The 12,437-nt window shown below is 70.9% G+C and carries 9 protein-coding genes and 1 tRNA gene; 3 read left to right on the top strand and 7 right to left on the bottom strand.

The annotated features are described in order from the left end of the window. Nucleotide 1 precedes the first annotated feature (1 nt). On the bottom strand, nt 2–1,006 hold the full coding sequence (locus AC0Z9V_RS07955; RefSeq protein WP_133081207.1) for an asparaginase: 1,005 nt from the start codon (nt 1,004–1,006) through the stop codon (nt 2–4). Nucleotides 1,007–1,123: 117 nt separating this feature from the next. Further along, the gene (locus AC0Z9V_RS07950; RefSeq protein WP_485141186.1) at nt 1,124–2,785 is read right to left on the bottom strand and encodes a molybdopterin-dependent oxidoreductase; all 1,662 of its coding nucleotides are present in this window, start codon (nt 2,783–2,785) and stop codon (nt 1,124–1,126) included. Between the two features lie 101 nt (nt 2,786–2,886). On the opposite strand from AC0Z9V_RS07950, the gene purD reads away from it, so the two are divergent. Together purD and AC0Z9V_RS07940 are read left to right on the top strand one after the other, a co-directional pair. Further along, nucleotides 2,887–4,179 carry a phosphoribosylamine--glycine ligase gene (purD, locus tag AC0Z9V_RS07945; RefSeq protein ID WP_208739200.1) on the top strand — a complete coding sequence of 431 codons (1,293 nt, stop codon included), beginning with the start codon at nt 2,887–2,889 and terminating at the stop codon, nt 4,177–4,179. Continuing rightward, nucleotides 4,176–5,075 (top strand): phosphoribosylaminoimidazolesuccinocarboxamide synthase, encoded by a 900-nt coding sequence (locus AC0Z9V_RS07940; RefSeq protein WP_459268087.1) that lies wholly within the window; start codon nt 4,176–4,178, stop codon nt 5,073–5,075. The genes purD and AC0Z9V_RS07940 overlap by 4 nt, the downstream gene beginning before the upstream one ends. A 21-nt stretch (nt 5,076–5,096) precedes the next feature. Here the strand turns inward: AC0Z9V_RS07940 and AC0Z9V_RS07935 are convergent, their stop codons facing one another. Next, nucleotides 5,097–6,125, bottom strand: coding sequence for a DMT family transporter (locus AC0Z9V_RS07935; RefSeq protein WP_485141185.1), 1,029 nt, complete (start codon nt 6,123–6,125; stop codon nt 5,097–5,099). A 354-nt stretch (nt 6,126–6,479) separates the two neighbouring features. On the opposite strand from AC0Z9V_RS07935, the gene AC0Z9V_RS07930 reads away from it, so the two are divergent. Beyond that, entirely contained in the window at nt 6,480–7,481 is a 1,002-nt protein-coding gene (locus tag AC0Z9V_RS07930) for an NHL repeat-containing protein (RefSeq protein ID WP_485141184.1), read from the top strand. Nucleotides 7,482–7,546: 65 nt separating this feature from the next. Here AC0Z9V_RS07930 and AC0Z9V_RS07925 read toward each other — a convergent pair. The 4 genes from AC0Z9V_RS07925 to AC0Z9V_RS07910 all read right to left on the bottom strand — a co-directional run bounded on the left by AC0Z9V_RS07925 (nt 7,547) and on the right by AC0Z9V_RS07910 (nt 12,413). Next, nucleotides 7,547–7,620: transfer RNA gene (locus AC0Z9V_RS07925), tRNA-Pro, on the bottom strand. A 101-nt stretch (nt 7,621–7,721) separates the two neighbouring features. Next, nucleotides 7,722–9,581, bottom strand: coding sequence for an ABC transporter ATP-binding protein (locus tag AC0Z9V_RS07920; protein ID WP_133081201.1), 1,860 nt, complete (start codon nt 9,579–9,581; stop codon nt 7,722–7,724). Next, complete coding sequence (locus AC0Z9V_RS07915) at nt 9,578–11,401, bottom strand: ABC transporter ATP-binding protein (RefSeq protein ID WP_485141183.1); 1,824 nt, start codon at nt 11,399–11,401, stop codon at nt 9,578–9,580. The genes AC0Z9V_RS07920 and AC0Z9V_RS07915 overlap by 4 nt, the downstream gene beginning before the upstream one ends. A gap of 109 nt (nt 11,402–11,510) precedes the next feature. Further along, nucleotides 11,511–12,413, bottom strand: coding sequence for a metallophosphoesterase (locus AC0Z9V_RS07910; RefSeq protein WP_485141182.1), 903 nt, complete (start codon nt 12,411–12,413; stop codon nt 11,511–11,513). Nucleotides 12,414–12,437: the final 24 nt, after the last annotated feature.

Raw genomic sequence — 12,437 nt, 5'->3', positions numbered from 1 at the left:
CCTAGTCGAGCAGGGCCAGGACCGGGGCGGCGAGCCGCAGGCTGCCGACCGGACGTCCGCCGCCGAGGACCGGCGGGACGACCTTCTCGAGGACCGCGCCGACCTTCTCGGCGTCGATCGCCCCCGATGCGGCGAACAGCGTCAGGCCGACGAGGGTCGCCGCACGGGCATTGCCGTCGAGGACCTTCAGGGCCAGGGATGCACCGTTCCGCGCGCCGAGGACGAGGACACCCTCGGCCCCGCTCTTGGCGAGGACGCCGAGGTCCTCCATGACCACCGAGTTCTCCATGCCGTTGCCGTGCACGGCCCACGGGTAGTCGAGCATCGCCGTGGCGATCGTCGCCGCACGCGCGTCGGCGTGCTTGTCCGACGGCGCCTTCGCGATCCTGCCGATGCCGCGGGCGAGCCCCTTCAGGGACACCGCGGCGACGGGGGCGCCGCAGCCGTCGATGCCCCATGCCGCCACGGACTCCTCGGTGTACTCCTCGATGACCGACGCCACGGAGCGCTGGAGCGGGTGCGTGGGCTCGAGGTAGGTGGCCGTGTCCCAGCCGTTCTCGGTGCAGGCCCACAGGAAGGCGGCGTGCTTCCCCGAGCAGTTGAAGGCGATGCGCTGCTTGCCCTTGCCGCTGCGCACGAGGTCGTTGCGGGCCTCCTCGTCCTGCGGCCAGTCCTCGGGGCACTGGAGGTCGTCCTCGGTGACGCCCGCGGCGTCGAGCATGGTGCGCACCACGTCCATGTGCTCGTTGCTCGCGACGTGGCTCGCGGCGGCGAGGGCCACCTGGGGGCCGCGCAGCGGTACGCCCGCCTTCATGCTGGCGAGCGCCTGGAACGGCTTGAGCGTCGAGCGGGGGAACACCGGGCTGTCGATGTCGCCGAGTCCGGTGACCACGGAACCGTCCGCCGCGAGGACGACGGCTGCACCGACGTGGCGGGATTCGATGAAGCCGTTGCGTTCGAGGACGGCGAAGTCGACGGCGTCAGCCGTGGTGAAGGTGGAGGGCATGGTCCCAGTATTCCCCATCAGGGGCCGCCGTCCCGGTACGACTGCGCCCACCGGAGGGACGGTCTTCCGGTGGGTGCAGGCCCCGGAGCCTTCCGTGGCCTTCCGTGCATCGGAGGTCTACTTGACCGTGAACTGCACCGACTGCCAGCCCGAGGCGCCGTTCGGCACGGTGTCCGCGCGCTGGTCGGTCTGGAGGCCGTCGGCGGCGTCGGTGGCCCGAGCCCGTACGGTGTGGAGTCCGGGCTCGAGATCCACGCCGTACGACCACTGCCGCCACGTGTCCACGGATGCCTCGGCCGCGAGGTCCACGGCTTCCCAGTCGCCGCCGTCCACGGAGACCTCCACCGCGGTGATTCCCCGCTGCTGCGACCAGGCCACACCGCCGATCATGACCGTGCCGGCATCCACCGATGCGAAGGACTGCGGCACCTCCACGCGGGCCATCGTCTTGATGGGGCCTTCCTCGGACCAGCCGCGGTCCGTCCAGTAGGCGGTCCTGTCGGCGAAGCGGGTGACCTCCAGGTCCACCACCCACTTGGTGGCGGACACGTAGCCGTAGAGCCCGGGGACCACCATGCGGACGGGGAATCCGTGCTCCACCGTCAGCGGCTCACCGTTCATGGCGACGGCGAGGATGGCGTCGCGGTCGTCCTGCAGGACGGGCAGGGGGGTGGAGGCACTGAAGCCGTCCGAACTGGTGGACAGGACCATGTCGGCGCCGTCGAGCGGCCTGGCACGCGCCAGTACCTCCCGCAGGGGGTAGCCCAGCCACTTCGCGGTGCCGGCGAGGTAGCCGCCCACGGGATTGGACACGCAGGTCAGGGTGATGTGGCGTTCGATCAGGTCCGCGTCGAGGAGATCCTGGAAGGACAGCTCGAACTCCTCCTCGACCATGCCGTGCACGCGGAGCACCCAGTCGTCCGTGGTGAGCTGCGGGACGCTGAGCGCGGTGTCGATGCGGTAGAAGTCTCCGTTCGGGGTGACGAACGGTGTCACGCCCGGGACGGGGGACTGCACGCCGGCGGGGAGGACCGGCGCGGGGCTGGCGGGCGCGGGGAACTGCAGGCTGTCGCGGAGGGCGGCGATGTTGTTGCGCGCTCCGGACAGCAGCCGCCCACCGCCGGCGGCGGCCGCAGCGACCACGGCGGTGGCCCCGGCCGCGGCGAAGAAGCCGCGGCGGGAGGTGGTACCGCCGGGCTTCGCGGCCGTGGCTGCCGACCGGCCGCCGGACGGGTGGACGACGCCGTCCGTCGTGTCGGTGGGGGATCCGGTTCCCGTGATCCCCGCAGGAGCGGGTGTCCCGGAATCGGCGGCGGGGACGACGGCGGCGTGGCGGAGACGGGCGATGAGCAGGCGCAGGGCGAGCAGCCCCGCGACGGTGCCGACCACCGAGGGGACGGCGTCGGGAAGGGAGGCACCGGCACGTGTGAGGACGCACGCCACGATGATCGCGCCCATGAGGATCACCCCGGCGGCACCGAGTGCCCAGCGCCGGTAGGCGACCACGCCGAGGACGGCTGCCAGGATCGCGATGGTGACAGCCATGCCAACGAGCAGCGCCAGCTTGTCATGGGTGCCGAAGGTGGCGATCGCGAAGTCCTTCAGCCACGGCGGGGTGAAGTCGATGAAGGTGGAGCCCATCGCGATGACGGGGGTGGCACTGGCCCGGAAGAAGGCGCCGGCGAGTTCGGCGACACCGAGCACCACGCCGGCGGCGATGATCCCGGCGAGGGCGGCGAGGAGGGCGATGCCGCGGCGGGGCCCGGTCGAGTTGCTCATGCGAAGTATTCGGAGAAGGCCGCGAAGGGTATGGGTAGGGCCCCGCGTAACAGGGCCCGCACGCTGGGAGGGCGCGGGCCCCTCCAGTACGCTGTCCTACTGTGAAGGTACTTGTGCTGGGCCCCGGAGGCCGCGAACATGCCATCGTCCGGGCCTTGCTGGCCGACCCGTTCGTCGGCGAGGTGCATGCGGCCCCCGGCAACGCCGGTATCGCGGCGGACGTGCCGACCCACGACATCGACGCGAACGATCCCGCCGTCGTGACGGACCTGGCCCGACGGCTCGGTTCGGACCTCGTGGTGATCGGCCCCGAGGCCCCGCTCGCCGCCGGCGTCGCCGACGCCCTGCTCGACGCCGGGATCCCCGTCTTCGGGCCCACGAAGGCTGCTGCCCAGCTCGAGGCGTCCAAGGCGTTCGCCAAGCAGGTCATGGCGTCCGCAGGGGTTCCGACGGCGATGGCACGGGTCGCCGCCACGGACGAGGAGGCGAACGAGGCGCTCTGCACCTTCGGGGCCCCCTATGTGGTGAAGGACGACGGACTCGCCGCGGGCAAGGGCGTCGTCGTCACGGACGACCTCGACGAGGCCCGCGCCCACGCCTCGGCGTGCTTCCGGGCCGGCGGCACCGTGGTCGTCGAGGAGTACCTCGACGGGCCCGAGGTCTCCCTGTTCGTCCTGTCCGACGGGCGCACCGTGGTCCCGCTCGCACCGGCGCAGGACTTCAAGCGCATCGCCGACGGCGACCGGGGTCCGAACACCGGTGGCATGGGCGCCTACTCGCCGCTCGAATGGGTTCCCGCCGGCCTCGTGGACGAGGTCGTGTCCCGCGTGGCGCAACCCGTGATCGACGAGATGGCACACCGCGGCACGCCCTTCGCGGGCGTCCTCTACGTCGGCCTCGCCCTCACCTCGCGCGGCATGCGCGTCATCGAGTTCAACGCACGGTTCGGCGACCCCGAGACGCAGGCGGTGCTCGCCCGGCTGTCCACACCGCTCGGGGGGGTGCTGCTCGCTGCCGCGAAGGGAACCCTCGACCAGGTGGACCAGCTCAAGTGGTCGCCCAGGACCGCCGTCGCGGTCGTGCTCGCGTCCGAGAACTACCCCGATGCTCCCGCGACCGGTCGCCGTGTCCGCGGCCTCAGGAAGGCCGCGAAGGTCGACGGAGCGCACGTGCTGCATGCCGGCACGGCGCTCCGCGACGGCAAGGTGGTCAGCGCCGGCGGCCGCGTGCTCGCCGTCGTCGGGCTCGGGGATTCGCTGGCGGACGCGCGGACCACCGCCTACGACAGCCTCTCGCTGATCGAACTCGAGGGCGGCCAGTTCCGCACGGACATCGCGCTCAGGGCCTCCCGCTCCGAAGTCACCGTCACGGGACCCGCGGCGGCACCGGCATGAGCACCTTCGCCCCGGCACACGTCGAGCTCCCAGGCTGGCGGCACGTCTACTCCGGCAAGGTCCGGGACCTCTACGAGCCGGAGGACGGACGCGACGACGTGGTCCTCGTGGTCGCGAGCGACCGCATCAGCGCCTACGACCACGTCCTGTCCTCCGAGATCCCGGACAAGGGACGCGTCCTGACGCAGCTCAGCCTGTGGTGGTTCGAACGCCTCGCCGGGATCCCCAACCACGTGCTCGCCTCCGACGTGGCAGGCGGCGTCCCCGCGGCCGTCGAGGGGCGTGCCATGATCTGCCGGAAACTCGCCATGTACCCGATCGAGTGCATCGCACGCGGCTACCTCACCGGGAGCGGACTGCTCGAGTACCGGGAGTCACGGACCGTCTGCTCCCTGCCGCTGCCCGCCGGGCTCGTGGACGGATCACGCCTCGAACCGGCGCTCTTCACGCCGTCCGCCAAGGCCGAGGTGGGCGAGCACGACGAGAACATCACCTACGACGCCGTGGTCATGACCGTGGGCGACGACGCCGCCGCGGAACTGCGGTCGCTCACGCTCGACATCTACACCCGCGCGGAGGCGATCGCCCGGGAGCGCGGGATCATCCTCGCGGACACCAAGGTGGAATTCGGCCTCGATCCGGCGACGGGCCGCATCACGCTGGGCGACGAGGTGCTGACGCCCGACTCCTCGCGGTTCTGGGACGCCGCCCTCTACGCGCCGGGGCAGGCGCAGCCGTCCTTCGACAAGCAGTTCGTGCGCGACTGGCTGACCTCGGACGCCTCGGGCTGGGACCGGCGGTCCACACCACCGGCCCTGCCCGACGACGTCGTCGAGCGCACGCGCACCCGGTACATCGAGGCCTACGAACGCCTGACCGGCCGCACCTTCGCCTGACGTGTCCGCTCCGCCCGGGGCTCAGCGCCGCGCCGGACGGCTCCCCGTCGGCGCCTCGCGCGCAGGGGCGGGACCGACCGGCGTCGTCGGCGACCGCGTGTCCCCGGGCACCGGGGACGGATCGGGCGGCGTCGTCGCCGACCGCGTGTCCCCGGGTGCCGTCGCATTCGTCGGGGCCACGGCGAGGACGAGCAGCGCTGCGCCGATGATGCCCAGGCCCGTCCAGCCCAGGGCCGGGAGGCGTTCCCCGACGACGACCACGGCGAGGATCGCGGCGACCGCAGGTTCCGTGAGGGTGACCGTGGTCGCGGTGCTCGCCGAGACCCGTGCGAGGCCGAAGCCGAACAGCAGGTAGCCGAGGAACATGGGCACGAGCGCCATGTAGGCGGCGACCAGGAACGCTTCGCGGGTGGCGACGAGCGGGGCTCCCGTGATGAGGAGGACCGGCATCAGGAGCAGACCGCCGCCGCCGAACACCGAACCCATCGAGGCTGCCCGGCTGATCCGCCGGGCCATGAGGCGGTGGACGGCCCACGAGTACGTGGCATAGGTGGCCCCTGCCACCAGGCCGAGGCCCGTGCCGAGGATGGTCGATGAAGCGTCGGCGGCGGGGCCCTGCACCTTCGACAGACACAGCAGGACGCTGCCCAGCACGCCGAGACCGGCGGCGAGCATCCACCACCTGCTCAACGGGTGGCGGTCGATGAGCCGTTCGAGGACTCCCGAGGCCAGGGGCGCCGAGGCGAGGGACACCACGGAGCCGACGGCGACGCCGGCATGGTGCATGGAGCTGTAGAACGCGAGGGGATAGATCCCGACGGCGACGGCGCCGAGGAGGGCGGCGGGGAGGTTCGCCCGCAGCGCGGCGCGGGCCGCCGCCAGCGCCGGGACGGCGATCAGGGCCTGCAGCAGTCCGCCGATGCCCAGTGCCGCTGCGCCGATCGCCAACGGGCCGGCCGAGGGGGCGAAGGTCGCTGCGGTTCCCGTGGTCCCCCACAGCAGGGAGGTGGCGGTGATCGCACCGAGGCCGACGAGCCGGTCCCGGTTCACAGGGCGTCCGCCTCCTGGACGGTGCTACCGGCCGGCGATGCCGCGGCCGCGTACTCCGGGTGTGCCTCGTGCACGCCACTTCCCTTCGAACGGCGGTGCGACGTGCACCGCGGTGACGGGCTCCGGCGGCTCCGCACTGGTAGACCAGAGTACCGGGAGACAGGCCGGCCGGTCCTAAACCGGGCGATCCGGGGACGATGGTCGCAACCGGAGCGTTATGGTTACGGCCCGGTCAGTTCAGGCCGGCACCGGGGCCCCGGCCGCAGTTCACGATGATCGACGATCCCTTCCGACACAGCGCTGTGCGGAACCCGTGGAGGGCCGCTCCAGCGCCGGACCAACGAGGAGCACAGAGTGAGAACCACCACCAGGACCACATCCCATCCGTCGGCCTCCCGGCGGTGCACCGTACGCGCCGCCGCCGCCGTCCTCGCCATCGGCGCTCTCCTGCTGCCGGCCGCGGGGGCCGTCGCTGCACCACCGTCGCCCGGACCGTCGTCGCAGAGCACGTCGCACAGGCAGCAGGGCCTCAGCATCCCGTTGCCCGGCGCGTCGTCGGCCGAGGGGATCGCGGCGGGCAGGGGATCCACGTTCTACGCAGGCGACCTCGGCCTCGGGGACATCTTCCGCGGCGACATCCGCCGGGGAACGGCGGAACTGTTCATCGACGCGCCGGAGGGCAGGGCGGCCGTCGGCCTGAAGGCGGATGTGAGGAACGACCTGCTGTTCGTCGCGGGTGGCGGAACCGGCCATGCGTACGTCTACGACACGCGGACCGGAGCCACGGTGGCCGACATCGAGCTGACCACGGGCAGCGCGTTCATCAACGACGTCACACTCACGAAGGACGGCGCCTACTTCACGAACTCGCGCAGCGCCGAACTCTACTTCCTCCCGGTCGGGAAGAAGGGAACGCTCGGAGAGCCGCGCACACTGCAGCTCAGCGGGCCGGCAGCGGAGGTCGCACCGGCACCGGCCTTCAACCTCAACGGCATCACCTCCGTGGACCGCGGCAGGACGCTGATCGTGGCGCACTCGGCCAACCAGGCGATCTACACCGTGGACCCGGAGACCGGGGCCAGCGCCGTCATCACGACAGCACCGCTGCCGAACGTCGACGGCATCCTCGCGAAGGGCGACACCGTCTACGCCGTCCAGAACCGGATCAACCAGGTCAGCAGGATCGACCTGGCGAAGGACCTCTCCGCCGGCGAGGTCGAGGACGTCATCACGAGTCCGCTGTTCGACGTCCCCACCACGGTGGCGCTCTTCGGCAGCACCCTGGCGCTCGCCAACGCGAAGTTCGGGGCAGTGGATCCCGACGGGTACGAGGTCGTGACGGTCGACGCACGCTGAACCGGGACCACGACGAGAAGGGCCCGCCGGCTTCCGCCGACGGGCCCTTCTCGTGGTGACTACGGTCGGGGTGACAGGATTTGAACCTGCGACCTCGTCGTCCCGAACGACGCGCGCTACCAAGCTGCGCCACACCCCGGTGTCGCGGACGGAAGGCGGGAACCTCCCGAACAGCAACTGTCCAAGAATAGCCGAGGATGCGCGGCGAGGAAAACCGGGACCGCAGCCGCGGCCGGCTCCTCAGACGAGCGAGTCCTTCCAGGCCGCGTGCAGGGTCGCGAACCGGCCCGTACCGCCGATGAGTTCCGCGGGAGTCCCGTCCTCCACGACACGGCCGTCGTGCACCACGAGCACGCGGTCGGCGATCGCCACGGTGGACAGGCGATGCGCGATGATCAGCGCCGTCCGGTTACCGAGGAGCTTCTGCAGGCCCTCCTGCACGAGGCGCTCGCTCGGTATGTCTAGGGAGGACGTCGCCTCGTCGAGGATGAGGACCGCGGGATCCGCGAGGAACGCCCGGGCGAAGCTGATGAGCTGGCGCTGGCCCGCGGACACGCGGCCGCCGCGCTTGTTGACATCGGTGTCGAAGCCCTCGGGGAGTTCGAGGATGAAGTCCTCCGCGCCCACGGCACGGGCCGCCGCGACGATCTCCTCCCGCGTGGCCTCGGGTTTGCCGAGGGCGATGTTGTCCGCCACCGAGCCGCTGAAGAGGAACGCCTCCTGCGTCACCATGACGACGGCGCGCCGCAGGTCCTTCGGCGCGAGGTCCCGCAGGTCCACGCCGTCGAGCGTGAGTTCGCCCTCGGACACGTCGTAGAAGCGGGCGATGAGCTTCGCCAGTGTGGACTTGCCCGCACCCGTCTGTCCGACGAGCGCGACCGTCTGTCCGGCGCGGATGGACAGGTCCATGGTGGGCAGCACCACGGGTCCGGTCCCGTACCGGAACGCGACCTTCCGGAAGTCGATCGCACCGCGCGGATGCGGGAGCGCCACCGGGTTCTTCGGCGGGCGGACGGTCGGTACCTCCTCGAGCAGGCCGGAGACCTTCTCGAGCGCCGCGGCGGCCGACTGGAAGGAGTTGTAGAACATGGCCATCTGGTCCACCGGCTGGAAGAACCGCTTGCTGTAGAGCAGCAGTGCGAGCAGGGCGCCCACCTCGAGGGTGCCGCCGAGGACCCGGAAACCGCCGAACACCAGCACGACGGCGACCGTCACGTTGCCGATCAGCACGAGTCCGGGCTGGAAGACGCCGTTGAGGTTGATGGACCGGACGGTGACCCTGCGGTAATCCTCGGCCAGTTCGTCGTAGCGCCTCCCGTTGACCGCTTCGCGGCGGAAGGCCTTGACGGCGCGGATGCCGGTCATGGTCTCGATGAAGTGGACGATCAGCTTCGCCGAGACCACGCGGGACTCCCGGTACGCGATCTGGGAGTGTTTCTGGTACCAGCGGGCCAGGAGGAACATGGGGACGGCGGCCGCCAGGATCAGGAGGCCCGTCCGCCAGTCGAGGGCGAAGATGGTGGCCGCGGTGAACAGCATGAAGATGGCGCCCGAGGCGAGGGAGCTCACGCCCGAGTCGAGCAGTTCGCGCAGCGCCTCGAGATCGGAGGTCTGCCGCGAGATGATGCGTCCCGACGTGTACTTCTCATGGAACTCGAGGCTCAGTCGCTGGGTGTGGCGGAACACGCGCACTCGGAGGTCCAGCAGCATGGCCTGGCTGAGCTGCGCGGTGGCCCGCACGTAGCCGGCCGTGAGGACGGAGGCGAGGACGGCGGCCAGCAGGTAGGTGCCGCCGGCGACCCAGAGCAGGAGCGGGTCGCCGTCGATCAGGGCCGGCAGCGCCCGGTCGATGCCGAAGGCGATGATGGCCGGGCCGGCCACCCGGGCGGCCTGCGAGATGACCACGAGCAGCACGGTCCAGACGAACTGGCGTCGGTTCGGCCGGATCAGGGACCCGAGCAGCCGGAAGGACCTCGAGCGGACGGATCTGCTCTGCGCGCGGTCGAGGAGGACGTCGTCCTCGTTGAGGACTCCGGCGGAGGTGGCGCCCTTCCCGTCCCTGGGCGGATCGCCCCCGGGGGTCGTCGTGGTGCGGCTCATGCCAGTGCCTCCTCGTCGTCGTGGTCGGACAGGACCGGCCGTCCGAGCTGTGCGATCTCCTCGTCGTCGAGGCTTGCGATGACGTAGCGGTAGTGGTCGCTGCGCGCGAGGAGCTCCGAGTGGGTGCCGACGTCGGTGATGCGCCCGTCCTGCAGCAGGGCCACGCGGTCCGCCAGCGCGACCGTCGACGGCCGGTGCGCCACGATGAGCGTCGTGGTGGAGCCGAGGACGGCGCGCAGCCCCTCCTCGACGCGTTCCTCCGTGGCGACGTCGAGCGCCGAGAGCGGATCGTCGAGCACCAGCACGGTGGGCCGGGCCGCGATGGCCCGGGCGAGGGCGATCCGCTGGCGCTGGCCGCCGGACAGGCTGAGGCCCTCCTCGCCGATGAGCGTGTCGAGCCCCTCGGGCAGGTCGTAGGCGAACTGCGCCTGGGCGACCTCGAGTGCCTCGGCGAGCACGCTGTCGGCCTCCGTGCCCGTAGTGTCGGAGCCCATCAGGACGTTGTCGCGGACGGAGTTCGAGAAGAGCGTCGTGTCCTCGAAGGCCACCGCCACGAGGGTACGCAGCTCGGCGAGGGTGAGCTCGCGGAGGTCGACACCGTCGATGCTGATACTGCCGCCCGTGACGTCGTAGAGCCGGGGGACGAGCTGGAGGAGGGTGCTCTTCCCGCAGCCCGTGACGCCGACCAGTGCCATCGTCTCCCCGGCCCGCAGCGTCAGGTCGATGCCGTCCAGGACATCACCGGTGCCGTCCTGCGCGTCGGGGTAGCGGAAGTGGACGGCGTCGAACACCACGTCCCCCCGCGGCGCCTCGAGGTGTACCGGCTCGGCGGGATCGGTGATGGTGTTCTCGGACTCCATGACCTCGTAGTGCCGGTCGATCGCCGTCTTGGCCGTGAAGGTCATGGCGAGCAGCGGACCTATGAACTCGACGGGTCCGGCCACGGCGGCCGCCGTCGCGAAGAAGGCGACGAGCGCGCCGATGGACACGTCGCCGCTCGCGGCCAGCGTCACGCCCACCACCAGGGAGGCGCCGAGGGCGAGCTCGGGCAGCAGGGTGACCACCATGGAGAAGTTGGCGAGCGATCTCGCCTTGAAGATCTCCGTGCGGCGCAGCTCCTCGGCCTGCTCCTCGAAGTCCTCCAGCGCTTCACGGCTGCGCCCGAAGGCCTTGAGGACGCGGATGCCGTGGACGGATTCCTCGACCGTCGTGGCGAGGTCCCCGGCCTGGTCCTGGCTCTTGCGGGAGACGCGGCTGTAGGAGGTGCGGAAGCGGTAGCCGTACACCATGAGCGGCACGGCGGCTGCGACGAAGATCAGTGCCAGGGCCCAGCTGGTCAGGAACATGACGACCACGCCCATGACCACGGTCAGGGAGGTGACCACCAGCATGATGAGGCCGAAGGCCATCCACCGACGCATCAGGTTGAGGTCGCTCATCGCGCGGGAGAGCAGCTGCCCGCTGCCCCACCGGTCGTGGAACTCGATCGTCAGGTCCTGCAGGTGGCGGTAGAAGGACGTCCGCATGTTCGTCTCGACCGTCGTCGCCGGGGCGATGACGAACTGCCGGCGCAACGCGACGAACGTGGCTTCGAGGACGCCGAGGAGCAGGACGACGCCGGAGGCGATCCAGACGGTCCGGGCCGATCCTCCCTCCGCCAGCGCGTCATTGATGAGGACGCGCAGCACCTGGGGGATGGCGAGCGCCATGACGCTCGCCCCGAGGGCGCAGAGCAGGCCGAGGAGCAGCCGGGGGATGATGGGCCGGACGTGCGGATAGAGCCGTCCGAGCGATTCCCACAGTGTGTTCTGGTTCGTCATGCCAACTCTTCGGTGATCGGTGCTTGTTGGTGTCCTTCAGCAACCATCCTAGGCCAGGAGGGCTGTAACCCAGCTCACACGTCGGGAAGAAGCCGGCAGGATGCCGGGGCTAGCGGGCCGTCCGGGGAGTCAGCGTCAGCAGCACGGCTTCCGGCTTGCAGGCGAAGCGGACCGGAGCGAAGCGTGAGGTCCCGATGCCGGCCGACACGTTCAGTGGCACGGTGCGGCCGTCGGAGTCCCACTGGGTGAGACCGCGGGCACGCCAGGTGGGCAGATCACAGTTGCTGACGAGCGCCCCGTAGCCCGGGATGCACACCTGCCCGCCGTGCGTGTGGCCGGCCAGCATGAGGTCGGCGCCGCCGGCGGTGAAGTAATCCAGGACGCGCTGGTAGGGCGAGTGAGCGACGGCCACCCGGATGTGGGGAGCGTCCGCCGAGGTGCTGCTGCCCGGGGGGTAGGGCGCGTACCTGTCCCGGTCGAGGTGTGGATCGTCGACCCCCGTGAAGTCGATCCGCAGGTTCCCGAAGCCGACGGACTGGGACCTGTTGGTGAGGTCCACCCAGCCGGCTGCACCGAACGCGCTGAACATGTCGGCCCAGGGCAGATCCTGCGCCTTCGACTTCTTCGGAGGGATCGACGGTCCCGCGAAGTACCGCAGCGGGTTCTTGAGGACCGGCGCGTAGTAGTCGTTGGATCCGGGTACGAACACGCCCGGGACCTTCAGGAGGGGCTCGAGCGCCTCGAGCAGCGGGCCGACGGCCTTCTTGGAACTGAGGTTGTCGCCCGTGTTGACCACGAGATCGGGATTCAGGCTGGCGAGGCTGTGCAGCCAGTCGGCCTTCGACTTCTGGCCGGGCACCATGTGGATGTCCGAGAGATGGAGGACCCGCAGGGGAGCGGCGCCCGGCGGCAGGATGGGTACCGTCTCCTCCCGGAGCTGGTACAGCGTGCGCTCGACAGCCGAGGCGTAGGCGAGGGTTGCGGCCGCGGTGGTCAGGGTGAGGCCTGCCATCCAGCCGAGCGGTGCCCCGCTCCG

Source organism: Arthrobacter sp. UYP4, from assembly GCF_057291175.1.
Note: the sequence above shows the minus strand (reverse complement) of the source record. Positions and strands in the feature narration are given on the sequence as shown.